This window comes from Bradyrhizobium sp. SZCCHNRI2009 (assembly GCF_032485115.1).
Classification (GTDB): Bacteria; Pseudomonadota; Alphaproteobacteria; order Rhizobiales; family Xanthobacteraceae; genus Bradyrhizobium.
The window spans coordinates 167,347-191,733 of the sequence record NZ_JAUEUH010000011.1 but is presented as its reverse complement, the minus strand read 5'-3'; the positions used below and the strand labels follow the sequence as shown (position 1 = coordinate 191,733).

Annotated in this window: 22 protein-coding genes; 6 read left to right on the top strand and 16 right to left on the bottom strand. The window is 66.3% G+C overall.

Annotated elements, in window-relative coordinates:
* Window positions 1–42 precede the first annotated feature (42 nt).
* On the top strand, window positions 43–1,785 hold the full coding sequence (locus QX041_RS30800) for a hypothetical protein (RefSeq protein WP_316167696.1): 1,743 nt from the start codon (window positions 43–45) through the stop codon (window positions 1,783–1,785).
* A gap of 223 nt (window positions 1,786–2,008) precedes the next feature.
* Here QX041_RS30800 and QX041_RS30795 read toward each other — a convergent pair whose 3' ends face one another.
* Entirely contained in the window at window positions 2,009–3,622 is a 1,614-nt protein-coding gene (locus tag QX041_RS30795) for a flavin monoamine oxidase family protein (protein WP_316167695.1), read from the bottom strand.
* A 136-nt stretch (window positions 3,623–3,758) separates the two neighbouring features.
* Here QX041_RS30795 and QX041_RS30790 point away from each other — a divergent pair, with 136 nt between their 5' ends.
* From QX041_RS30790 to QX041_RS30770, 5 genes are all read left to right on the top strand, one after another.
* Window positions 3,759–4,163 (top strand): nuclear transport factor 2 family protein, encoded by a 405-nt coding sequence (locus QX041_RS30790; RefSeq protein WP_316167693.1) that lies wholly within the window; start codon window positions 3,759–3,761, stop codon window positions 4,161–4,163.
* A 276-nt stretch (window positions 4,164–4,439) separates the two neighbouring features.
* Entirely contained in the window at window positions 4,440–4,958 is a 519-nt protein-coding gene (locus QX041_RS30785) for a hypothetical protein (protein ID WP_316167726.1), read from the top strand.
* 92 nt (window positions 4,959–5,050) lie between these two features.
* On the top strand, window positions 5,051–5,215 hold the full coding sequence (locus tag QX041_RS30780) for a hypothetical protein (protein ID WP_316167691.1): 165 nt from the start codon (window positions 5,051–5,053) through the stop codon (window positions 5,213–5,215).
* A gap of 71 nt (window positions 5,216–5,286) precedes the next feature.
* Window positions 5,287–5,877, top strand: a complete 591-nt coding sequence (locus tag QX041_RS30775; protein ID WP_316167689.1) for a cysteine dioxygenase — start codon at window positions 5,287–5,289, stop codon at window positions 5,875–5,877.
* Window positions 5,834–7,453 carry a rhodanese-like domain-containing protein gene (locus QX041_RS30770; RefSeq protein ID WP_316167687.1) on the top strand — a complete coding sequence of 540 codons (1,620 nt, stop codon included), beginning with the start codon at window positions 5,834–5,836 and terminating at the stop codon, window positions 7,451–7,453. Before QX041_RS30775 ends, QX041_RS30770 begins: the two co-directional genes overlap by 44 nt.
* Before the next feature lie 185 nt (window positions 7,454–7,638).
* Here QX041_RS30770 and mmsB read toward each other — a convergent pair whose 3' ends face one another.
* The 15 genes from mmsB to QX041_RS30695 form a co-directional block, all read right to left on the bottom strand.
* Window positions 7,639–8,829 carry a multiple monosaccharide ABC transporter permease gene (mmsB, locus tag QX041_RS30765; RefSeq protein WP_316167685.1) on the bottom strand — a complete coding sequence of 397 codons (1,191 nt, stop codon included), beginning with the start codon at window positions 8,827–8,829 and terminating at the stop codon, window positions 7,639–7,641.
* Between the two features lie 21 nt (window positions 8,830–8,850).
* Window positions 8,851–10,401, bottom strand: a complete 1,551-nt coding sequence (gene mmsA, locus QX041_RS30760) for a multiple monosaccharide ABC transporter ATP-binding protein (protein WP_316167683.1) — start codon at window positions 10,399–10,401, stop codon at window positions 8,851–8,853.
* Between the two features lie 82 nt (window positions 10,402–10,483).
* A complete protein-coding gene (chvE, locus tag QX041_RS30755) occupies window positions 10,484–11,554 on the bottom strand; it encodes a multiple monosaccharide ABC transporter substrate-binding protein (RefSeq protein ID WP_315750336.1) in 1,071 nt (356 codons plus the stop codon).
* Window positions 11,555–11,663: 109 nt separating this feature from the next.
* A complete protein-coding gene (locus QX041_RS30750; RefSeq protein ID WP_316167724.1) occupies window positions 11,664–12,545 on the bottom strand; it encodes an SMP-30/gluconolactonase/LRE family protein in 882 nt (293 codons plus the stop codon).
* Window positions 12,545–13,624 (bottom strand): aldose epimerase family protein, encoded by a 1,080-nt coding sequence (locus tag QX041_RS30745; protein ID WP_316167680.1) that lies wholly within the window; start codon window positions 13,622–13,624, stop codon window positions 12,545–12,547. Before QX041_RS30745 ends, QX041_RS30750 begins: the two co-directional genes overlap by 1 nt.
* 4 nt (window positions 13,625–13,628) lie before the next feature.
* Window positions 13,629–14,555, bottom strand: coding sequence for a Gfo/Idh/MocA family oxidoreductase (locus QX041_RS30740; protein WP_316167678.1), 927 nt, complete (start codon window positions 14,553–14,555; stop codon window positions 13,629–13,631).
* A gap of 2 nt (window positions 14,556–14,557) precedes the next feature.
* Window positions 14,558–15,487: a dihydrodipicolinate synthase family protein gene (locus QX041_RS30735; RefSeq protein WP_315718204.1), complete on the bottom strand. Its 930-nt coding sequence runs from the start codon at window positions 15,485–15,487 to the stop codon at window positions 14,558–14,560.
* 9 nt (window positions 15,488–15,496) lie between these two features.
* Complete coding sequence (locus QX041_RS30730) at window positions 15,497–17,233, bottom strand: IlvD/Edd family dehydratase (RefSeq protein WP_316167676.1); 1,737 nt, start codon at window positions 17,231–17,233, stop codon at window positions 15,497–15,499.
* On the bottom strand, window positions 17,230–17,973 hold the full coding sequence (locus QX041_RS30725; RefSeq protein WP_315718201.1) for a FadR/GntR family transcriptional regulator: 744 nt from the start codon (window positions 17,971–17,973) through the stop codon (window positions 17,230–17,232). Before QX041_RS30725 ends, QX041_RS30730 begins: the two co-directional genes overlap by 4 nt.
* Complete coding sequence (yjfF, locus tag QX041_RS30720; RefSeq protein WP_315718200.1) at window positions 17,970–18,965, bottom strand: galactofuranose ABC transporter, permease protein YjfF; 996 nt, start codon at window positions 18,963–18,965, stop codon at window positions 17,970–17,972. The genes QX041_RS30725 and yjfF overlap by 4 nt, the downstream gene beginning before the upstream one ends.
* Window positions 18,962–19,954 carry an ABC transporter permease gene (locus QX041_RS30715; RefSeq protein ID WP_315718199.1) on the bottom strand — a complete coding sequence of 331 codons (993 nt, stop codon included), beginning with the start codon at window positions 19,952–19,954 and terminating at the stop codon, window positions 18,962–18,964. Before QX041_RS30715 ends, yjfF begins: the two co-directional genes overlap by 4 nt.
* Window positions 19,951–21,501 carry a sugar ABC transporter ATP-binding protein gene (locus tag QX041_RS30710; RefSeq protein WP_316167674.1) on the bottom strand — a complete coding sequence of 517 codons (1,551 nt, stop codon included), beginning with the start codon at window positions 21,499–21,501 and terminating at the stop codon, window positions 19,951–19,953. The genes QX041_RS30715 and QX041_RS30710 overlap by 4 nt, the downstream gene beginning before the upstream one ends.
* Window positions 21,502–21,610: 109 nt before the next feature.
* The gene (ytfQ, locus tag QX041_RS30705) at window positions 21,611–22,576 is read right to left on the bottom strand and encodes a galactofuranose ABC transporter, galactofuranose-binding protein YtfQ (protein ID WP_315804466.1); all 966 of its coding nucleotides are present in this window, start codon (window positions 22,574–22,576) and stop codon (window positions 21,611–21,613) included.
* A 240-nt stretch (window positions 22,577–22,816) separates the two neighbouring features.
* Entirely contained in the window at window positions 22,817–23,461 is a 645-nt protein-coding gene (eda, locus tag QX041_RS30700) for a bifunctional 4-hydroxy-2-oxoglutarate aldolase/2-dehydro-3-deoxy-phosphogluconate aldolase (protein ID WP_316167672.1), read from the bottom strand.
* Window positions 23,458–24,354 (bottom strand): sugar kinase, encoded by an 897-nt coding sequence (locus QX041_RS30695; protein WP_409977992.1) that lies wholly within the window; start codon window positions 24,352–24,354, stop codon window positions 23,458–23,460. The genes eda and QX041_RS30695 overlap by 4 nt, the downstream gene beginning before the upstream one ends.
* Window positions 24,355–24,387: the final 33 nt, after the last annotated feature.

Here is a 24,387-nt window from a genome sequence, read left to right as displayed (position 1 = left end):
TTGTCATGCCGCGACAGCAGTAAAGTGCGAGGAGACGATCGAATGGCCACCAACTTCAATGCGACTGCGCTCGCCAACGGCACGTCCAACCTGCTCACGCGAGCGAGTGCGCTCAATCTGTCGACCGATCTGGTTCAAGCCGGCGTCGTCTTCGACGACGCCGTTCGCATCTCGCTCGGCCTCTATTCCGGCAGTCAAGGCAGCGGCAATTCGAACACCTTCCTGTCGAACTACACCACTGACATCCATGCGGTGCAGAACGATATCGCGGCCATCCTGGCCAACCCGAACGACGTGACGATCGGTGGCGAGACGTTTGCGCTGAACTCCACAGACATCGCCGCGCTGACCAACGTCCAGACCCAGCTCGGCACGCTGCTGACCGCGGCCGCGCAGACCACGAATGCGACGACATTGTCGGCGGCGTCGCAGACCATCCACGCGTTGCAGACCGAGATCCTGTCGGAGATCAACAACGACGCGCATCTGTCGGCGGCACTCAACAACGTCACCTTCACCGCCAATACCGGCGCGACCGACGTTGCGTTCCAGAACCTGCCGGCAGGCGCAGACGATCCGACCACGCTCGCGGCCGCGACGGCGGGCACCAGCCTGAAGGTGGTCGGCGAGGTCTTCAATGCCGCAGTGAGCGTCATCTCCGGCGGCATCAACGCGACCAATCTGACCCAAGTGACCAACGACCTGACGGCGGTGCAATCGGGCCTCACGGCCATCCTCGCCAACGCGACCCTGCTCGCGCAGATCGAAGCCGGAGAAACCACCAACGCGGCAGCCGCCACGACGCTTCACCTCCAGACGGTGCTGAATCAGGTCACGCTGCAGCTCGAGAAATACGATGCCGCCGCCGCGACCGGAAACACCACCGCGCTGCGGGGCACGGCGGACAATCTGCTCGACATCATCGACATCGTCCAGAACGACGCCGCTTTGAACGTCGCGGCCGGCGGTAACGGCAATCCGGGCCACACCGGCGGCTTCGCCGAGGATCCGGACGGCCTCACCGGCACGGTCACGCGGTTCCAAGACAATCAGGCGCAAACCAATTTCTGGGCCACCTTCGTCGCCGAGGCGAACACGATCAACGCGCAACTGATGGCGATCGTGAACGGCAGCGGTACGGCCAGCCAGGCGCTGATCACGCAGATCGAGAACTACAACAATTTCGGCGCCAGCTTCGATGCCGCCCAGGGCGCCGTGTTCCAGGGCCGTTTCGACAACGAGCTCAACAATGGCACGCTGCAGGCGGACTCCGCCACCGCCATCAAAGGACTGCAGGGCATCCTGAACGGGGATACCGGCGCGGCGCTCACTTCGGACCTCGCGATGCTGACGGCTGCCGGCGAAGGCTTCGTCGCCGACGCGAACGACGTCAGCGGCAACAACATCGCGATCGGCGGCGCGACCTATGTCGGATCGGCAACGACGGTCTCCAAGGCGACATCGGTCGCCGGCCTCGCCCAGGGGACGACGAAGGTCACGGCCACGCCGAACATCGCAAACGGCACCGGCGGTACCAGCACGTCCACGGCCGCGACATCGAGCGGCGGAACCACGACCAAGGCCGGGACGACGACCGCGACCAACGCCACCGGCAATACGACATCGACGACCACCAAGACGACCACTCAAGGCTCTTCGCACCATCACCACAACAACACGACGGCCGCCGCCCACAACTCGACCTCCACCCACACCACGGCAGCGGCGCATTCTTCGACCGTCGTCGATCATCACCACCACGCATTGCACCACATCTGGGGCTGATATAGCCGACGGCGGGCGCCGGACATCGGTCACCGCTCCACGGTAGCTGTCGCGCAGGAAGTCGAGCTCGGCGCCCGCGAGCTGCGCGAGGTTGACCTCGACCTTGTCGCCGAAGCGCAACTGCTCCATGAGCGGAGCAAGGTGCGGAAAGGCCGCCGCCATCGTCTCGATGGTGGTGCGTTCGATCTGCAGCTTCATGGTTCGCACCTCGATGCCGTCCGACTCACGACGACACTCTCGTCGGCGGGCGCATCGCCGCTTCCGCCTTCGTCAGCAGCAGACGGTTCGCGGCGAGCGAGAACTCCTGCCAGGCGGCGGCGATGTCGCGCAGGATCGTCTGCAGATAATCCTTCGACGGCTTGTGCTCGAACGGAAAGTTCGACAACGCGCAGGAGGTGCGGTTGAACGCTATGGCATCGTCGAGCAGCGACTGCATGACATCGCGAAACGGCTTCTGGATCTCGGGCATCAGGGCGGAGCGACCGCGTTCGACGGCGACGTCGCGCATGTCGAAGGTCAGTGCGTCCAGCACCTGCAGCGCCGCAGCGAACACCTGCTCGGTGGCCCCGAGAAGCGCGAGCTGCGTCAGTTGTTCGCGCTGCTGCGCGGCGAGGCTGCGGTTGAGCCGCTGCCGATAGTCGTCGAACGCGGCATCACGCTGCGCGGCAACCCAGGCGCCGAACGAGGCGAGGCTCGCTGCGTTGCCCGACAGCCCGTCGCCGATCGCCGCGGCCGGGCGCGGCCCGGCGGTCTCGCCGATCACCCGGGCCATCGCGCGCTCGATGCGCCTGGCGGCGTTCAGGGCACCTTCGAGATAGCCGGCCGCGTGGCTTGCGGTTTCGGCGCCACCGAGATGCAACCGCCCGTCCCATAGCGCCCGCCGCAGCATCGGATTGGCGATCTCGCTGTGCTCGCCGCGCGGCGTGGTGCGATCCAGTGCGCTGCAGGTGAAGCGCTCGGCCGCCCAGTCCTGATAGTGCTGCTCGCCGCCTTCCAGCGCGGAGCCGAACAGTTGCACCATCTGGCTGTCCATCAGCAACGGCAGCCCGACGCTGAAGGTCGCGCGCAGATCGGGCGGGAACGCGAGGAAGCCGCCGAGCGCAGCGCGGTCGCCGCCGGCATCGCAGGCATCGAAGATCTCGCCGATCACGGCCTGCTCGTGGCTGACGAATGCATTGCCGGACCGGCCCTGGTCGCGCCAATGCGCCTGGTCGTAGGCGATCACGACCTTGGCCTGCGCAGCCATCCAGGTCTCGGCGCCACGCATCGCCTCGAAGGTCGCGTCGTCCAACGCGGGAAAGAAGCCGACGTGGTCGATCAGCAGCCGCGGCGGCAGCGCGAGCACGGCGCGCCTGGCCTCGATCGCGACCGATTCCGTTGCTGTGGCGAAGATCAGCCGCACATGCGTGCCGCAATCGACGATACGCATCAGCTCATGGCCGAGATGGATGAAGGGCTGCGGCAGATCGCGCGCCAGCGCCTCGATCAATTTCGTCATGCCGCCGGAGAGCCGACGCGCGCCCTGGTGGACCGGCGGCCCGCTGATCTGCTCGGCCGGCTTGTCCGCCTCTTCCAGATGAAGGACCGTGCCGTCATCGTGCTGGGCAAAGTCGGACAGGCCGAGCTCTGCGACCAGGCTGGCCAGCAGCGGCTGGGTGTCCGGCCAGAACCAGGCCGGGCCGAGGTCAAGCGCAAGCCCCGCCTTGCTCCTGGCCGACAGCACCCGTCCGCCCAGGCGATGTCGGGCTTCGAACAAAGCGAACGTGCTGCCGCGCTGCAGGCTGCGCGCAAGTGCCATTCCGCACAATCCACCTCCGACAATGGCCGTTTCGAGCATGGCAGGACCTCGGCTGATGCGTTGCGATCGCGTCTCGACCGCGTCCTGCAAAAAGCTTGCAAGTTTTCGCAGGCGCGCGGATGTGCGTTTCCAAACATTGCTTGATTTTCGCACCGGCTTGGCTCACGCCATCACAATGAGCGATGACCGCGAGATCCTGGCCGCCAATGCGGCCTTCTATGCCGCCTTCACGGACGGTGATTTCGCGGCGCTCGTCGCCCTCTGGGCCGATCGCGACGGCGTCTCCTGCATTCATCCCGGCTGGCCGGCGATCGTCGGCCGCGCCGCCGTGATCGGCAGCTGGCGCGACATCCTCGCCAACCCGGGTCGGCCGAACATCGTCTGCGCGGATCCGCACGCGATCGTCGACGGCGATCATGGTCACGTGCTCTGCATCGAGCTGGTGGACGGCGCGGCGCTCGCCGCGGCCAATCACTTCGCGCGCATCGACGGCGCCTGGCGGATGATCCACCACCAATCCAGCCCGATCGCGCAGCTCGCGACACCGGAAGACGACGCCGACGGCCATCGCCTCCACTGACCGCCGCATCTGGCACGAAACTTGATGTGTCCTCCCTGACCGGCAGCAATGTCGGGGATTGTTGATTTTCGTCGCGTCGGATTTGGACCGGATGTCCGTCTCCACGCAAGGCGATCTGCGCAGGCTGCGACCAGCAACGTGCAGATGCCGACGGGAGACAGGGATGGCACGCGCTCTGACCGCCTATCTGAAACGCAGCGATGTGCCGACGCGCACAGCGTTGCAGCAGGCCATCGACCTCGCGCTCGGACAGGCGAAGGGAGTACTGGTATGAACATAACGGCTCCGCTGCAGCCGACGGCGATCCATGCCGTTCCCGCCGAGCTCTGCGACTGCGGCTTCCGTCTGCTGATGATCAGGCAGTTCAACGTCGGCGCCGTGCCGCCGGCCTTCGCCATCATCGATCAGCGCGTCATGCGCATGCCGCAGCGGCTCGGCCGCCATGGCGTGTCGTTTGCCGCCACGTTCCTGCCCGAGGTGATGTCATGGCTGATCAATCATCTCGGCCGGCCATCGCTGCATGATGAGACCGGCCGCTCCTACCGCAATCCGCGCTGGCCTGTCGTGTGCTGGCATGACCAGGAACGCTACTGGCCGAGCGGCGCCGTCACGGTCGAGTGGTTCGCCGAGGTTGCCTTCCAGGATCACGCATCATGGATGGCATTCCGCACCCATTGGCACGAAAGCCTGACGGGCCGGAATGCCGGCGCAGACGCGACCGATGGAGAAGCAGAGCAGCGCGACGCGTACGATGCGGAAAAGGAATTTGCCGACGAGCTGCTTCAGCAGGCATGATCTGCCAAAGCGATGCGGAGCCGTGCCGGGCTCTGTTCGATGCCGGTCGAGGCGTGATATCAAGGACGTGATCAAACCGCGCGGAGGCTCTCATGCGCTACGTCTCATGGTTCGGAGGCTGGCTCGGTCATTTGCTGCCGCAAGGGCGTGCTGACGGCCGTCTCAAAGCGCACGACATCCTCACCCGGCGCCGCCCGGCCGCCGAGTTGTCCAACGAGGACCTGTTCTACATCGCGATGCTCGGCCCTCACGTCTGAGTGGGACCAGATCCCTCGCCCATCGCGCCCCCCATCGGCAGCCTCCCGCCTCGATACGACACGAGTCCGACATGACTGACATTGCGCGCTTCCGCGACTTCGTCGCCGATACGGCACGCCTCGTCGCAAGCACGACAAAAGAGCCAGAGCTGCTCGCCGCGCTCGCACCGAAACTGAAGGAGCTGGTCGCGCATGACGACTGGCTGCCTCAGGCCTTTGCGGTCGCCGACGGCGGCCGCTACCGACAATATCTGCTGTATGCCGATCCGCTCGATCGGTTCTCCATCGTGAGCTTCGTGTGGGGCCCCGGCCAGGGCACGCCGGTGCACGACCATCGCGTCTGGGGCCTCGTCGGCGTGCTGCGCGGCGAGGAACTCTCGGTCAGCTATGCGCGGCAGCCGGACGGCACGTTGCGCGCGGCTGCGCCGGAGCGGCTGCGGGCTGGACAAACGGCCGCGGTATCGCCACACATTGGCGACATCCACGCGATCTCCAACGGTCTGGCGGACCGCTCCTCGATCAGCATCCACGTCTATGGCGGCAATATCGGCCGCATCCGCCGCGCGGTGTACGATGCGGAGACCGGCGCCGCCCGAGACTTCATTTCCGGATATTCGAATGACACCGTCCCCAACCTCTGGCCCGACCGCACCGCCGCCTGACGGTTTCCGCATCATCACACCGACCGAGTTGCGGCGGCGTTGGCGCTCCGGCGAGGAGGTGGCGCTGCTCGATGTCCGCGAGGAGGGCCCCTACTCGCTGTCGCACCCGTTCTTCGCGGTGTCGCTGCCGCTGTCGCAGATCGAACTGCGCATCCTCGATCTCGTGCCGCGGCTGAATGTACCTGTCGTCGTCTATGACGATGGCGAAGGCTATGCCGCGCGCGCGGTGCCGCGCATCCGGGCGCTGGGCTACACCGACGTGTCGGTCCTCGCTGGCGGGCTGTCGGGCTATGCGCGGCATGGCGAGGTGTTTCGCGACGTCAACGTGCCGAGCAAGGCGTTCGGCGAACTGGTCGAGGCCATCCGGCACACGCCGTCTCTGTCCGCCGACGAAGCCAAGGCGCTGATCGAGCGCGAGTCGAATCTGGTCGTGCTCGATGCCCGCCGCTTCGAGGAATACCGCACCATGAGCATTCCGCGCGGGGTCAGTGTCCCCGGCGGCGAGCTGGCGTTTCGGGCGCGCGAGCTCGCGCCGTCGCCCGACACCACGATCATCGTCAATTGCGCCGGACGCACGCGCTCGATCATCGGCACGCAGTCGCTGATCAATGCCGGGCTGCCGAACAAGATCTATGCGTTGCGCAACGGCACCATCGGCTGGACCCTTGCCGGCCATCAGGTCGAGCGCGGCAGGACCGCGCGCATGCTGGAGCGGCCAGAGGCGAGCTACGCGACCGCGCTGGCGGATGCCAAGGCCTGGGCCGAGCGCGTCGGCGTCGGCGTGCTCGATGCCGCGACCTTCGCGCGCTATCAGGCCGAGGCTGGGACGCGCACGCTGTATTGCCTCGACGTTCGCACGCCCGAGGACTACGCCGCCGGCCATCCGGCTGGCTTCGCGTCGGCGCCGGGCGGCCAGCTGGTGCAGGCGACCGACGAGTGGGTCGGCGTGCGCGGCGCCCGCCTGGTGCTGTTCGACGATGACGGCGTGCGCGCGCGCATGACGGCGTCATGGCTGAAGCAGATGGGCTGGGACGTGGCGGTCGTGGGACCGGATGTCGTTGGAACGACCGAAACCGAAATCCGCGCCGCACGCCGACCGCCGCTGCCGCAGCTTGGCGACGCGGCGATCAGCGCCGAGCAACTCGCGGCCGATGCGGCGGCGTGGACCATCGTCGATCTCACGCGCAGTCCGAGCTACAAGGCCGGACACATTCCGGGCGCACACTTCGTGCTGGCGTCGCGCTTTTCATCGGATCTCGTCAAGCTGCCAGGCGACGGTCCGATCGTGCTGACAAGTGACGACGGCGCCGAGGCGGCCTTTGCGCTTGCGGATGCACGTGCCGCAACGACGCGTGAGCTCCGCGCGCTCACCGGCGGTACGCGCGCCTGGACGGCTGCCGGCCATGTGCTGGAGAGCGATCGGTCCTCATGGATCTCGCATGCCGACGACGTCTACAAGCGTCCCTATGAGGGCACCGACAACGCCGCGGAAGCGATGCAGGCCTATATCGACTGGGAGCTGCAGCTCGTCGCCCAGCTCGCCAACGACAGCGTGTCGAATTTCCACGTGGTGTAGGTCGGCGACGGACTCGACCTCGTCATTCCGGGGCGCGCGCAGCGCGAGCCCGGAATCCATTCCACCGGGGGGCATGAGGACAGATGGATTCCGGGCTCGCGCGACGCGCGCCCCGGAATGACGATGGTGGATGCCGAAGAGCCCCGGCTAAGACGCCCTGTCAGAGAATGTGCAGCGTATAGCGCTCAGCGGCGCTGGTTGTAGACGTCGATGCAGACGGCACCGAGCAGCACCAGGCCCTTGATGACCTGCTGATAGTCGATGCCGATGCCGAGGATGGACATGCCGTTGTTCATCACGCCCATGATCATGGCGCCGATGACAGCGCCGCCGACCCGTCCGACGCCGCCATAGGCCGAGGCGCCGCCGATGAAGCACGCCGCGATGACGTCGAGCTCGAAGCCGAGGCCGGCCTTCGGCGTCGCGGTGTTGAGCCGGGCGGCGAAGATCAGGCCGGCCAGCGCGGCCAGCACGCCCATGTTGACGAAGGTCATGAACACCAGCCGCTCGGTCTTGATACCCGACAGCTTGGCCGCCTTGGCGTTGCCGCCGACCGCATAGATCTGCCGGCCGATCACCGTGCGGCGCGTCATGAAGCCGTACAGCGCGATCAGCGCGGTCATGATGACCAGCACGTTGGGCAGGCCGCGATGCGAGGCGATCAGGTAGGTGAAATACATCAATGCGCCGGCCAGCACGACGTTCTTGGCGGCGAAGAAGCCGAACGGCTCGACCTCGATGCCGTGCTCCACTTCGCGCGCGCGGCCCTTGACGCTGGCATAGACCAGAATGAGCGTCAGCACCGCGCCGATCGCGAGCGACGTGGGATAAAGGTGCGCCGCGCTCGGCATGAACTCAGGGATGAAGCCGGACGACAGCTTCTGGAACGTGCCCGGGAACGGCCCGACCGACTGCCCCTGCAGCAGCGCCAGCGCCAGACCCTTGAACACGAGCATGCCGGCCAAGGTGACGATGAAGGAGGGAATGCCGAAATAGGCCACCCAATAGCCCTGCGCGGCGCCGATCGCGGCGCCGACGATCAGGCAGGCGATGATCGCGAGCGGGAAGTCGATGTGATAGCGCACCATCAGCACGGCGGCGACCGCGCCGACGAAGCCCGCAACCGAGCCGACCGACAAATCGATGTGCCCGGTCACGATCACCAGCAGCATGCCCAGCGCCATGATGACGATGTAGCTGTTCTGCAGCACCAGGTTGGTGAGGTTGAGCGGCTGCAGCAGGGTGCCGTCGGTCATGAACTGGAAGAACAGCATGATCACGAACAGCGACAGCAGCATGCCGTAGCTGCGCAGATTGTTCTTCAGGAAGCCGCTATGCGACTTCTCCTCCGGGAGCGAAACCGTCTTGTCGGTCATTGCTGGCGTCCTCCCGACCGCTTACGCGGCCGTCTCCTGGTTCTTGATGGTTTCGTTACGCATGATGGCGCGCATGATCTTTTCCTGCGTCGCCTCCGGCCCGGCGAACTCGCCGACGAAGGCGCCGTCATTCATCACGCAGATGCGGTCGCAGATTCCGAGCAGCTCCGGCATCTCCGACGAGATCACGACAACACCCCGGCCGGCATCCGCGAGCTCCTGGATGATACAGTAAATCTCATACTTTGCGCCAACGTCGATGCCCCGCGTCGGCTCGTCAAGGATCAAGACCTTGGGATCGGTCATCAGCCATTTCGACAGCACGACCTTCTGCTGGTTGCCGCCGGAGAGCTGGCCGGCCTCCTGATAGACGTCGGAGCAGCGGATGCGCATCCGGCCGCGGTAGCCGGACGCCGCCTTGAGCTCGGCGATGTCGTCGATCACGCCGTTCGGCGCGACCTGGGATAGGCTCGCCAGGGTGATGTTCTTGCGCACGTCGTCGGCCAGGATCAGGCCGAGCTGCTTGCGGTCCTCGGTGACATAGGCGAGGCCAGCATCGATGGCCGCCGGTACGCTGTTGAGATTGACGTCCTGGCCTTCGAGGCGGGCGCGGCCCGTGATGTTGACGCCCCAGGAGCGGCCGAACAGGCTCATGGCGAATTCGGTGCGCCCCGCGCCCATCAGGCCGGCGATGCCGACGATCTCGCCGCGGCGCACCTGGAAGTTGACGTTCTTGATCACTTGGCGGTCGGAATGCTGCGGGTGGTAGACCGACCAGTTCTCGACCGTGAACACGGGCTCGCCGATCTTGGGCTGCCGCTCGGGGAAGCGGTGCGCCATGTCGCGATTGACCATGCTCTTGATGATGCGGTCCTCCAGGACCGGCTCGGCGCGGCAGTCGATGCTGTCGACGCTGCGGCCGTCGCGCAGCACCGTGATGCGATCGGCGACGCGGGCGACCTCGTTCAGCTTGTGCGTGATCAGGATCGAGGAGATGCCCTGCTCGCGGAAGGTGACGAGGCGGTCGAGCAGCGCCTGGCTGTCGGCCTCGTTCAGGCTCGCGGTCGGCTCGTCGAGAATCAAGAGCTTGACGCGCTTGGACAGCGCCTTGGCGATCTCGACCAATTGCTGCTTGCCGACGCCGAGATCGGTGATCAGCGTATCCGGCGATTCCTTCAGGCCGACCTGGGCCAGCAGTTGCTGGGTGCGCCGGTAGACCTCGTCGCGATCGATGACGCCGAAGCGTTGCGGCGCATGCGACAGGAAGATGTTCTCGGCGATCGACATCAGCGGGATCAGCGCGAGCTCCTGGTGGATGATGATGATGCCGAGCGCCTCGGAATCGTTGATGTCGCGGAAGCGCCGCTCCTCGCCCTCGAAGATGATCTGGCCCTCATAGCGGCCATAGGGATAGACGCCGCTCAGCACCTTCATCAAGGTCGACTTGCCGGCGCCATTCTCGCCGACCAGGGCGTGGATCTCGCCCGCCTCGACCGTGAAGCTGACGTCGCGGAGCGCCTGCACGCCCACGAAGCTCTTGCTGACGCCGCGCATCTCGAGGATTGCCGTCATCGCCCTGTTTCCCGCAACACTTGAGCCGCCCTAAACGAGAGTAGCCGGCGAGCGCATGGCCGCGCTCGCCGGCCGGTTGAGATCACTCGACCTGCGACTTCTTGTAATAGCCGCTGCCGATCAGAACCTTCTCCCAGTTGCTCTTGTCGACGACGACCGGCTTGAGCAGATAGGCCGGGACGACCTTGACGCCGTTGTTGTAGGTCTTGGTGTCGTTGACCTGCACCTGCTTGCCGCTCAGCGCAGCATCGACCATGTCGGCGGTCACCTTGGCGAGGTCGCGGGTGTCCTTGAAGATGGTCGAGTACTGATCGCCGCGCAGGATCGCCTTGACGGACGGCACTTCGGCGTCCTGGCCGGAGATGACCGGCATCGGCTGGTTGCCGCTGCCATAGCCGACGCCCTTCAGGGACGAGATGATGCCGATCGAGAGGCCGTCATAGGGCGACAGCACCGCGTCGACACGCTTGTTGCCGTAATAGGCGCTGAGCAGGTTGTCCATGCGGGCCTGGGCGGTGGCGCCGTCCCAGCGCAGGGTCGCGACCTTGTCCATGCCCTTCTGACCGGACGCCACCACGAGCTTGCCGGAGTCGAGATAGGGCTGCAGCACCGACATCGCGCCGTTGTAGAAGAAGTAGGCGTTGTTGTCGTCCGGAGAGCCGCCGAACAGCTCGATGTTGAACGGGCCCTTGCCGTCCTTCAGGCCGAGCTTGTCGACGATCGACTGCGCCTGCAGCACGCCGACCTGGAAATTGTCGAAGGTCGCGTAGTAGTCGACATTCGGCGTGTCGCGGATCAGGCGATCATAGGCGATCACGGTGACGCCCTTCTCCTTGGCCTGCTTCAGCGCGTCGGACAGCGTGGTGCCGTCGATCGCCGCGATGACCAGCACCTTGGCGCCCTTGGTGACCATGTTCTCGACCTGCGAGAGCTGGTTCGGGATGTCGTCCTCGGCATATTGCAGGTCGGTGTTGTAGCCGCGCTCCTTCAGCACCTTGACCATGTTGTTGCCGTCGTCGATCCAGCGCGCCGACGACTTGGTCGGCATCGCGATGCCGATCGTCGGCTTGCTCTGGGCCATTGCAGCGCCGGACAGCGCCACGGCGCCGAGGCCGGCCAGCGCGGCGGCCATGATGGTCTTGAAATTCAGCATGCTTCACTCCCTCTAAGATTTTCAGATTTGAACTAGGAATACGCGATTGCGTATCTTGATACCAGATGGCTGTTAGGCTGAACGACGCTCGACTCGATTGTTCCTCCTCTCAGATCGACAGCTTGACGTCAGGCTCGGCGCGACCGTGAGCGCCGACCTCGAGAAGGAAAGTCTGGCCATGGCCGGGGTCGGCCACCTTGGCCGCCGCGTCCATGTCCTGCCAGGCCGACGTGACCAGCAGGCGCGACAGACCGGGGCCGACGAACGCCGGGCAGCTCGCCTGGCTGGCCGGAACCGCGATGCTGCGGAGATGCTCGCCCTGCGGGCTGTAGACATCGACGCAACCGCCGCCCCAGCGTGCGTTCCAGATGCGCCCCTCGGCATCGACGACGGCGCCATCGAGCCCCCCGACGCCGGCATGGCGCAGCAGGACCTCCGGCTCACCGCGCGGCAGGCCCGTCTCCGGGTCGAGTGCGACACGATAGAGGACGTTCTCGTCGGTGTCGGCGAAATAGCCGATCGTGCCATCCGGCGAGAAGCAGATCGCGTTGGGAATGGTGACGTTGGGGAACAGGCGGATGATCTCGCCGCGATGCAGCGCGTAGATCGAGCCCAGGCCGCACTCGGCGTTGCGGCCCATGGTGCCGATCCAGAACGTCCCGGAGGGATGAACCCGGGAGTCGTTCGACCGCGTCGCCGGATTGTCGGCTTCGAGCGGCAGATACAGGGATAGCGCACCGTCGGCGATGCTGCGGATGTATAGCCCGTCCTCGGCCACGATCAACTGCCTGTTGGCATCGATACGGCCGAGCGCGCTCGCCATCCTGCCGAGGCCATGGCGGCGGAGTTCGCCGCTGCCGATCTTGGCCTCGAACAGCAGGCCTTCACGAATGTCGAACCACCAGGCGGTGTCGGTGTGGGGATCGTAGGTCGGCCCCTCGCCGAGATGGCAGCGCTCGTCGCAGAGGATCGTGGTCGGCACCTGCTCCATCATGCGGACGCTCCCGCGGTCGAGAAGCGATACACCGTCTCGTGCTTGTAGACGTCGTCGGGCGCAAGACGCGCGCTGGGAAAATCCGGACGGTTCGGACTGTCCGGCCAGACTTGCGGCTCCAGGCAGAGCGCGTCGGACTGACGATAGACACGCCCCTTGCCGGTCACGGTCCCGTCAAGATAGTTGCCGGAATAGACCTGCAGGCCGGGCTGATCGGTCAGCAACTCCATGACGCGCCCCGAGCGCGGGGACGCCAGCCGGGCGGCCAAGCGCACCCCCGCCTGCTGTCGAAGGCAGAAATTATGATCGTAGCCGCGACCGCATTTGATCTGCGGGTCGTCAGCGCGGATGCGGGCACCGACCGCATGCGGCTCGCGGAAATCGAACGGCGTGCCGGCGACGGCGTGCGGCGGCCCTTCCAGCGGGATCGCGGTCTCGTCGATCGCGAGATAATGGTCGGCTTCGACGGTCAGACGATGATCAAGGATGTCGCTGCCGGCGGCCAGGCCATCGAGATTGAAGAAGCTGTGGTTGGTCAGGTTGACCACCGTCGTCCGGGTGGTCCGGGCGCTGAAGCTGACAGCCAACTCCATCGGCCCGGTCAACTGATAGGTGACACGAACGTCGAGCCGCCCCGGATAATTGGCCTCGCCGTCGGGACTGACATAGAGCATCGTGACCGAGGGCTGGGCGCCGTCTTCGGTCGCGACGATCTGCCAGAGCTTGCGGTCGAAGCCGTCGGGGCCGCCGTGCAATGCATGTGCACCATTGTTGGCGTCGAGGCGCAGATCCTGACCGTCGAGCGAAAAGCGCGCCTTGGCGATGCGGTTGGCGTAACGCCCGACCGTCGCACCGAAGAACTTTCGGAGCTTGACGTAGCTCAGCAAGTCGTCATGACCGAGCACCACGTCATCGACAAGCCCCTGCGCATCCGGCACCAGCAGCGTCTGCAGCGCCGCGCCGTAGGTGATGATCCGCGCCTCGAAGCCGTGAGCCCCACGCAAGGTGACGCGCTCGACCTCGCGGCCGTCCGGCAGGCTGCCAAACACATCCCTGGTGATCCGCGCTTCTGCCATCGCTCTAGTCCTCGAACGGCTCGACGAATTGCCGGCGGCCGAGCAGGAACGCATCGGCCACCAGCCGCAGCGGCGCGAGATCGACGTCACCAGCGCCGGTCTTCGTCAGCTCGACGAAGCGACGATAGAGGCCGGGATATTCGCGTTCCTTCTCGTCGACCATCGGCTGATCGTCCGCGGTCATCCGCGCGCCGCCGAGCGACAGCTTCAACTGCCCGGCGTCGGTCTCGATCCGGATGTCCCAGCTCTGCGGCCCGGTCTGGCGGAAGTCGAACTCGGCCGCGATCGGCAGGTCGCTGGCTGTCGACAGTGACAGGTTGGCCGCGATCGGCGCCTGGCGGTTGGACGGAAACGACAGTTCGGCCTCGGTCAGGAATACCGGCTCGGGCAGGATGCGGGTCAGGATCGACAGCGCGTTGATCCCCGGATCGAACACGCCGAGCCCGCCCGGCTCCCAGATCCAGGCCTGTCCGGGATGCCAGACGCGCACGTCCTCCTTCCAGTCGATGCGCACGCTGCGGATCTGACGCGACGACAGCCACGCGCGCGCCGGCTCGACGGCCGGCGCATAGCGCGAATGCCAGGTCGCGAACAGCGTGCGCTGCTTGGCAGCCGCGAGCGCGATCAGTGGATCGAGCTCGCTGACCGCCGCACCCGGCGGCTTTTCCAGCATCACGTGCTTGCCGGCCTCGAGCGCGGCCTGCGCCTGCGCGCGGCGCACCTGCGGCGGCGTGCATAGCGAGACGGCGTCGATCTCCGGCCCGTCGCGCAGCAGCTCCTCGATGGTGCCGAAATGCGGCAGGCCTGGTAGAGAGGCGTTGCGGCTCGCCACCGCCGTCAGGGTCACGCCCTCGGTGGCGGCGATCGCCGGCACGTGCTGATCCCTGGCGATCTTGCCGAAGCCGACGATGGCGACACGAAGCTCACTCATCTCTAGCGTCCCCAGCGCAGCACGACTGGGTCGAGCCGGCGCGCAATCTCGATCAGCCCCTTCTGGGTCGCCGGATGAATTGGCGGCTGTGGCGCGCGCAGCGTGTCGTGGCGGATCACGCCGCCCGCCTTCATCAGGATCTTGCAGGTGGCAAGCCCGCACTGCCGGTTCTCGTAGTTGATCAGCGGAAGCCAGCGCTCATAGGCCGCCGCCGCGGCCTCGCGGTCGCCCGCGAAATACGGATCGATGATCTTGCGAATGCCATCGGGATAGCCGCCGCCGGTCATCGCGCCGGTGGCGCCCGCGTCGAGATCGGCCATCAGGGTGATTGCCTCCTCGCCGTCCCACGGACCTTCGATCGCCGGGCCGCCTGCCTCGATCAGCGCGCGCAACTTGTCGGCCGCACGCGGCACTTCGATCTTGAAATAAGCGAGGTTCTCGATCTCCTTGGCCATGCGCGCCAAGAACGGCACCGATAGCGGCGTGCCGGCGACCGGCGCGTCCTGCACCATGATCGGGATCGAGATCGCGTCGGAGACGCCGCGATAGAATTCATAGATCGAGGTGTCCGGCACGCGGAAGGTCGCGCCGTGATAGGGCGGCATCACCATGACCATGGCAGCGCCCTTCTCCTGCGCCCGGCGCGAACGCTCGGCGCAGACAAAGGTCGAGAAATGCGTCGTGGTGACGATGATCGGCACGCGGCCGGCAACATGCTCCAGCACCGTGGTCATCACCAGATCGCGCTCGTCATCGGTCAGCACGAACTGCTCGGAGAAATTGGCGAGGATGCAGATGCCGTGCGAGCCGGCATCGATCATGAAGTCGATCGCTCGCTTCTGGCCTTCGAGGTCGAGACGGCCGTCGGCGTCGAACACGGTCGGCGCCACCGGGAAGACTCCCTTGTAGAGCTTTTTGGCGGAAGCGGTCATGGGCCCCTCTCAGTGATTGTCGCGCGGCACGGGCGAGCCGGTGCGGCCGACGAGGAAATCGAAATCGACGCCGCGATCGGCCTGCAGCACGTGATCGATGTAGAGCTTCTGATAGCCGCGGGCCGCATGCGGCTTCGGCGGCGTCCAGGCGGCGCGGCGTGCGGCCAGTTCCTCGTCGCTGACATGCAGATGCAGCCGGCGCGCGGCGACGTCGAGCGTGATCATGTCGCCGTTCTTCACCAGCGCCAGCGGTCCGCCGACGGTAGCCTCCGGCGCGACATGCAGCACCACCGTGCCGTAGGCCGTGCCAGACATGCGCGCATCGGAGATCCGGATCATGTCGCGCACGCCTTGACGCAGCACTTTCGCAGGCAGCGGCATGTTGCCGACCTCGGCCATGCCCGGATAGCCCTTCGGCCCGCAGTTCTTCAGCACCATGATGCAGGACGCATCGATGTCGAGATTGTCGTCGTCGACCGCGTCATGCATCTCCTCGACGCTCTCGAACACGACCGCGCGTCCCGTATGGTTCATCAGTTCCGGCGAGGCCGCCGACGGCTTGATGACAGCGCCGTTGGGGGCGAGATTGCCGGTGAGAATGGCGATGCCGGCTTCCGTCTTGAACGGGGTCTCGAACGGTGTGATGACCTCGGCGTTCCAGTTCGGAGCCTCGGCGACATTGTCCCACAACGTCTTGCCGTTGACGGTGCGCGCGTCCTTGTGCAGCAGGCCGCGCTCGCCGAGCGCACGCAGCACCGCCGGCAGGCCGCCGGCGTAATAGAAGTCCTCCATCAGGAAGCGGCCCGACGGCATCAGGTCGACCAGGCAATGCACGTCGCGGCAGAGCCGATCGAAATCATCGAGCGTCAGCTCGACGCCGACACGGCCGGCGATCGCGAGCAGATGCACGACGGCATTGGTCGAGCCGCCGATCGCGGCCAGCGTGCGGATCGCGTTCTCGAACGCCTGGCGCGTCAGGATATCCGACGGCTTGAGATCCTCGCCGACCATCTGGACGATGCGCCGTCCGGCCATGCGGGCCAGCAGGTTGCGCCGCGCATCCGCAGCCGGAATCGCCGCATTTTCCGGCAAGCCGATGCCGAGCGCCTCGACCATCGAGGCCATCGTCGAGGCCGTGCCCATGGTCATGCAGCTCCCGGCGGAGCGGTTCATGCCGGCCTCGGCCTCGTGGAATTCCTTCAGCGTGATCTCGCCGGCACGCAGCTGCTCGCTCATCGAGATGATGTTGGTACCGGAGCCGATGATCTGGCCACGATAGACGCCGCGCAGTTGTGGCCCGCCTGAAACACCGATCGCAGGCAGGTTGGCCGAGGCGGCGCCCATCAAGAGCGCCGGCGTGGTCTTGTCACAGCCCATCAGCAGCACGACGCCGTCGAGCGGGTGGGCGCGGATCGCCTCCTCGACATCCATCGAAGCGAGGTTACGGAACAGCATCGCGGTGGGGCGCATCGTCACCTCGCCGAGCGAGGAGACCGGAAACTCCAGCGGATAGCCGCCGGCATCGAGCACGCCCTGGCGGACATGCTCGGCGATGACGCGGAAATGCGCGTTGCAGGGTGTCAGCTCCGACCAGGTGTTGCAGATGCCGATGACCGGACGGCCCTCGAAGCGATCCTGCGGCGTGCCGCTGTTCTTCAGGAATGAGCGATAATAGAAGCCCATCTTGTCCTGGCGGCCAAACCACGCCTGGCTCCGCAGAGTCTTCTTCTGGTTGTCGTTGCTCATTCCCGGTCCGTTCGTGCAGCCGACTGCGCATGGCGCCGCCGGCCGTTGTAGATGACTTCGATCATGGCTTCGGAGGCGCCGTCGGCGTCTCCATCCGCGATCGCGTCGATGATGCGCTGGTGCCAGACCAGCACGGTGTCGCGATCGGCGGTCTCGATCGGGGCGCTCAGGACGAACGAGGCGCGCAACGCGGCCTCGATGACAGCGCCGATCGAGCGCATGAAGGGATTGCCCGAGGCGTTGGCGACCGCGATGTGCAGCGCAAGGTCAGCCTCGGCGAAAGCGACCGATGTCGATGGCTCGCGCTCCATCTGCGCCATCGCCTTGCGCATCGCCGCGACGTCGTCATCCGTACGGCGTTCCGCCGCGAGCGCCGCGGCGCGCGGCTCGATCGCCAACCGGATCTCGGCGAGGTCGGCGAGGAAGCGCTTGTCGATGCCCGCGTCGAGGTGCCAGGCGAGCACGTCGGGATCGAACATGTTCCAGTCTGAGCGTCCGCGCACCACGGTGCCGACGCGGGCCTTGGTCGACAGCAGACCTTTTGCAACGAGGGTCTTCACGCTCTCGCGCAGCACCGGCCGTGAGACGCCGAAGGTCGCGGTCAGTTCGGCATCACCCGGCAGCCGCGCCCCCTCGGCCAATCGGCCGGAGATGATGTCGATGCCGATGCTGCGAGCGACCTCGGCATGGTTGGAATGCGCGCGCCGGGTCGGAATCGAGACGATGTGCGACGTCGTCATGTCGGCGCCCCCATCGGCTTGGCCCCTGCGGGCTTGACGGATGAGCGGCGCGCGAGCGCCATCAGACCTTGTTGCAACGCAATGAAGACGAACAACAGAACCCCCGTGGCGATCTTGGTCCACCAGCTCGACAGCGTGCCGTCGAAGTTGATGTAGGTCTGGATCATGCCCTGGATCAGGACGCCAAGGAAGGTGCCGATGACCGAGCCTTGTCCGCCCGTCAACAAGGTTCCGCCGATCACCACGGCCGCGATTGTATCGAGCTCGACGCCAACGGCCGAGAGCGAGTAGCCGGCCGCGGTGTAGAACGAGAAGACGATGCCGGCGAGGCCCGCAAGCACGCTCGACAGCATATAAATGCGGATCGTCATCGGCCCGACCGGAATGCCCATCAGGGCTGTCGCCACACGGCTGCCGCCGAGCGCGTAGACGTTGGCGCCAAACCGGGTCAAATGCAGCAGCAACGCGCAGAGCACCAGGATCACGAGCATCGCCATCGCGATCGCGGTGAGCCGTCCGCCGCCTGGCAGCCGGATCGCAAAGTCGGAGACGGCACTGTAGATCGGAGCGGTGATCGGAATCGACTCGGTCGACAGCAGGAAGCTGACGCCGCGCGCCAGGAACATGCCCGCGAGCGTCACGATGAAGGGCGGCAGCTCAAATACGTGAATGACCGCCCCCATCGCGGCGCCGAACAGCGCGCACAGCACGAGCACCATTGCGAACGCGGCAAACGGCGGAATGCCCCAGCGCTCGACCGCCAGAGCCACGAACACCGTCGTGAAGCCGATCACCGAGCCGACCGACAGATCGATGCCGCCGGAGATGATGACGAAGGTCATGCCGGCCGCGACGATGCCGAGGAAGGCGTTGTCGGTGAGCAGATTAGCGACGACGCGGGTCGAGGCGATGTTCGGGAACTGCAGCGCGCACAACGCGAAGCCGGCGACCAGCACGAACGCCGTGATCGCAACCGAGGTCGAGGCCTTCATGGCTTGGTCCTCCGCCAGCGCGCGGTGAAGCGCGAGAGATCGCCGAGCCGCGGCGATTGCGCCAGCAGCACGGCAAGTACGACGACGGCCTTGACCAGCAGATTGAGCTCCGGCGGATAGCCCGACAGCAAAATGCCGGTGTTCATGGCCTGGATGATCAGCGCGCCGGCCACCGCCAGCACCAGGCTGAAGCGGCCGCCAAACAGCGAGGTGCCGCCGATCACGACGGCGAGGATCGCATCGAGCTCGAGCCACAGCCCGGCATTGTTGGCATCCGCCCCCATGATGTCGGCGGCCGCAATGACGCCCGCGAGCGCGGCGCACAGTCCGCACCAGACATAGACCGACAGGATCATGGCGCGGGTGCCGACGCCCGACAGCTCGCTGGCGCGCGCGTTGCCGCCGGTCGCCTCGATCAAGAGCCCGAGCGCGGTGCCGCGCACGACCGCCCCCGTCACCAGCAGCATGCCGATCGCGATCACGACCGGCGTCGGCAGGCCGAGCACGGCGCCGTTGCCCATCCAGACCAGATCGGGCGACGTGAACGTGACGATGCGCCCCTCGGTGATGAGCTGCGCGATGCCGCGTCCTGCGACCATCAGGATGAGCGTTGCGACGATCGGCTGGATACGCAAGAAGGCAACGAGGATGCCGTTCCAGAGCCCGCACACCAGACCGACAGCGAGCGCGGAGCCGATGACCACCGGCAGCGAATGCGTATCGGCGAGGCTCGCCGCGGTAGCGCCCGCGATCGCCATCACGGCACCGACCGAAAGGTCGATGCCTCCGGTCGCGATGACGAGCACCATGCCCAGCGACAGCAGCGCCACCGGCGTGCCGCGGTTCAGGACGTCGATGACGCTGCCGAACAGCCGGCCGTCCTGCAGATGGAGATTGAAGAACTGCGGCGACACCGCGCGATCGATGATCAGGATCAAGATCAGTGCGAGCGCTTGTGCCAGGCCACGGCGGGGAATGCGAAGCGTCATGATGCGGCCTCGCGCACGGACTCGGTATCCGCAGCGATCGCCGCTAGAATGCTGGAGACCTCGACGGCGTCGCCCTTCAGCTCCTCGACATGGGCGCGGTCGCGCAGCACGATGACGTGGTTCGAATAGGTCACGATCTCGTCGAGCTCGGAGGAGATCACAAGCAGCGCCAGCCCCTGCTCGCATAGCTCGCGCACCAGCCGGATGATCTCGGCATGGGCCCCGACGTCGATGCCGCGCGTCGGCTCGTCCAGAACGAGGAGCTTCGGCGACGTGGCGAGCCAGCGCGCCAGCAGCGCCTTCTGCTGGTTGCCGCCCGACAGCAGCCCGATCGGACGTTCCGGATCCGGCGGCCGGATGTCGAGCATGCGGATGTAACGCATCGCGATCTCGTCCTGCTCGCGCCGCGACAGTGGCCGGTGCAGGCCGCGCCGTGCCTGTAGCGCCAGCACGATGTTCTCGCGCACGGTGAGGTCGGCAACGATGCCCTCGGTCTTGCGCTCCTCCGGACAATAGCCGAAGCCGAGCCCGGCGGCATCGCGCGGCGAATTCAGCCGGACGGTCTCACCGTTGACGGTGGCCGCGCCGCTGTCGGCGCGCTCGGCGCCGAACACGAGCCGTGCCGTCTCGGTGCGTCCGGAGCCGAGCAGGCCGGCGAGCCCGACCACCTCGCCGCGGCGCAGCTCGAGATCGAACGGCGCAAGGTAGCCCTGCTTGCCATAGCCCTTGAAACTGATGCAGACCTCGAGCGCCTTGTCCGGCTGGCTCGCTGCGCGTTCGTGGGTGGTCTCGGCCAGCTCCCGCCCGAGCATCATGCGGATCAGGTCGAGCCGCGGCAGATCGGCAATCTCGCGCGTACCGATCAGCCGGCCGTTGCGCAGCACCGTGACGCGGTCGCAGATCTCATAGACCTGATCGAGGAAGTGGCTGACGAAGATGATGCCAATGCCATCAGCCGCGAGCTTTCGCATCACCTTGAACAGGATCTCGACCTCGTGGCGGTCGAGGCTCGCCGTGGGCTCGTCGAGAATGAGGACGCGCGCCGACAGATCGACGGCGCGCGCGATCGCCGTGATATGCTGGACCGCGACCGAGTAGCTCGAAAGCGGTGCGCCGACGTCGATGTCCAGCCCATAATCCAGCAGCAGCGCATGCGCGCGCCGCCGCATCTCGGCCTCGCGCACGACGCCGAACCGCGTCGGCTGCCGGCCGAGATACAGATTTTGCGCCACCGAGAGGTTCGGCAGCAGATTGACTTCCTGATAGACGGTGGCGATGCCGGCATCGACCGCGTCCTTGGCCGAGCGCGGCGCGATCTCCCGATCGGCCAGCCGCACGCTGCCGGCGTCCCGCGCGAAAACGCCGGTGACGACCTTGATCAGGGTCGACTTGCCGGCGCCATTCTCGCCGAGCAGCGCGTGGATCTCGCCCTCACCCAGCATGAAGTCGACATCCTGCAGCGCCTTGAGCGCACCGAAGCTCTTGGTGAGGCCGCGGATCTCCAGAAGAGACGGACGCATCGCCGGCGGAGCTGAAGGATCAGACATGACGAACTACTTGGGCAAGACCGGGAAGTCGACGCCCGCACGCGATGCGGGCGCCACGATTGATTTCCGTCGTCCCGGCAACAGCCAGGACGACGGCGAGATCTTCGGCTCAGTAGCCGAGCCCCTTCTTGCTGTCGTAGACCTTCTGCGGATCGTCAGTCGCGGTGTAGAGCTTCGATTCCGTCTGGATCCACTTCGGCGGAACGGTGCCCTTCTCCTTAAAGGCCACGATTGCGTCGAACGCCGGGCCCGCCATGTTCGGCGTCAGCTCGACGGTGGCGTTGGCTTCGCCGGCGGCGATCGCCTTGAAGATGTCCGGCACGGCGTCGATCGAGACGGTCAGGATGTCCTTGCCCGGCTTGAGCCCGGCTTCCTTCATCGCCTGGATGGCGCCGACCATCATGTCGTCGTTGTGGGCATAGACCGCGCAGATCGACTTGCCGCCGTTCTCGGCCTTGATGAAGCTTTCCATCACCTCCTTGCCCTTGGCACGGGTGAAGTCGCCGGTCTGGCTGCGAACGACCTTCAGGTTGGCGTTCTTGGCGACGACGGCGTCAAAGCCCTTCTTGCGGTTGGTGGCGACACTGGCGCCGACCGTGCCCTGCAGCTCGACGACGTTGCAGGCCTTGCCGCCGACCGTCTTGGCGAGCCATTCGCCTGCCACCTCGCCCTCATGCACGCTGTCGGAGGTGACGGCGGTCAGATAGAGATCCTTGCCGGAGGGATCGATGTCGCGGTCGAGCAGCACGACCGGGATCTTGGCTTCCTTGGCTTCCTTCAGCACCGCGTCCCAGCCGGAGGCCACGACCGGCGCGAGGAAGATCGCGTCCACGCCCTGGGCGATGAAGGAGCGGATCGCCTTGATCTGGTTCTCCTGCTTCTGCTGGGCGTCGGCGATCTTCAGGTTGATCTTGCGCTTGGTGGCTTCAGATTTCGAGACCGAGGTCTCGGCGGCGCGCCAACCGGACTCCGATCCGATCTGCGAGAAGCCGACGGTCAGCTCCGCGGCGCCAGCGGACGTGGCAAGCAACAAGGCGGCCGTTGCCGAGGCCGCAAAGAGGGCTTTCAGGGTCATCAGACGTTCTCTCCCAAAAAGGTACTGTTTTTTGATGCGCCGCCGCGAACAGCGGTGCCGACGCACCTATTCACCCGCCTCGACGGCCGGTGACGTCCGTTATTCCACGGAACACTTGGGATGACTAGTCATATTATTTGACTGTAATACTTTTTGAGAATGACAAGCGCGGACGGAGGCCTACGCTGCCGAAGATGAACGTCGGACACAAACAAAATTTTAAGTTGTGGACAGGCCAGATCAGCGCAGCTTCGTCGCCTCGCGGGCGCGCTGCTCGATCGCAGCCCAGGCCCCGGCCTTGATGTCGGCCGCGGGGGCGACCCAGGAGCTGCCGATCGCAACGATCTTCTTATGCGCCAGCCATTGCGCAGCGTTGCCGGCATTGATGCCGCCCGTCGGGCAGAAGCGTACGTTGGGGAACGGCCCGGCCAGCGCATCCAGCGCGGCGAGCCCACCGGCCGGCACCGCAGGAAAGAACTTCACCAGCTCATAGCCGCGCGTCACGCAGGCGATGAGATCAGAGGCGGTTTGAATGCCCGGCGCGAACGGCATTTCGCCCGCATTCGCGGCATCGAGCAGGCCGATCGACAGGCCCGGGCTGATCGCGAAGGCTGCACCGAGCGCGGCGGCGCGCTCGTAGTCCGCCGGCGTCAGCACCGTGCCGATGCCGACAACGGCGTCCGGCACCTCATCGATGATCGCGCGTGCGGCATCGAGCCCCGCCTGCGTCCGCAAGGTGATCTCGATGACGCGGAGACCGCCGGTAACGAGCGCGCGCGCAAGCGGCACGGCATGCGCGGCGTCCTCGATCGTGATCACCGGAATCACCGGCGCCAGAGCGAACACCGCATCGAGCTTCGTGCGCTTGTCCAAATTGTTCATCATGCCTCGCTCATCGTCAGAATGTCCCGCGGCATCGCGGTGGCCGGGATCACGGCTCCCGGCGCCATGATCACGGCGCCGGCAAGCCGGTGGCCGGCCAATGCCGCCTTGCGGGGCGGCGCGCCCTTGATGCGCGCGGCGAGATAACCCGCATTGAAGGAATCGCCGGCCGCCGTGGTGTCGATCGGCTTGAGCACCGCAGGCGGCGCGATGTCGACCAGCACACCATCGGCATGGATCAGGCAGCCGCGTGCGCCGCGCTTGACGACGACCTCGCCGACCCCGGCTTCCTTGAAGCGGCGCAGGCTGACGGAGGCGTCGGCATCGCCGAACAGCATCTGCTCATCCTCCAGTGTCGGCAGCGCAACGTCGACCAGCGGCAGGATCGCGCGGAACGCGCGCTGCGCCACCTCGCGGCTGGCCCAGCCGCGCGGCCGGTAGTTGCCGTCGAAGACCACACGCGCGCCGCGCTTGCGCGCCACCGTCAAGAGCTCACGCAGCTTGGCCTTGCCGGTCTCGCCATAGAGCGAGAGGCTGATGCCGGAGAGATAGATCCAGTCGAAGCGGGAGAGCCTGTCGAGCATGTCGCGGTCGGCGCGATCGAACAGCTCGCGCGCCGGCGCGCGGTCGCGCCAATAGAGGAAGCTGCGCTCGCCCCGGGCATCGCGCTCGATCATGTACAGGCCGGGCACGCGGCCCTCGACCTGCAGCACCTCCGAGGTGTCGATGCCCTCGGCCTGCCAGGCCGCCAGCATCATGGCGCTCAAGGGATCATCGCCGAGCGCCGTGACGTAGGAGGTGGGCACGCCGAGCCGGGCCAGATAGAGCGCCGTGTTGAGCGTGTCGCCGCCGAAGCCGCGCCGGAACAGCGAGCCGTCCTCCTGCGCAAACTCCACCATGCACTCTCCGATGCAGGCGACTTTCATCGG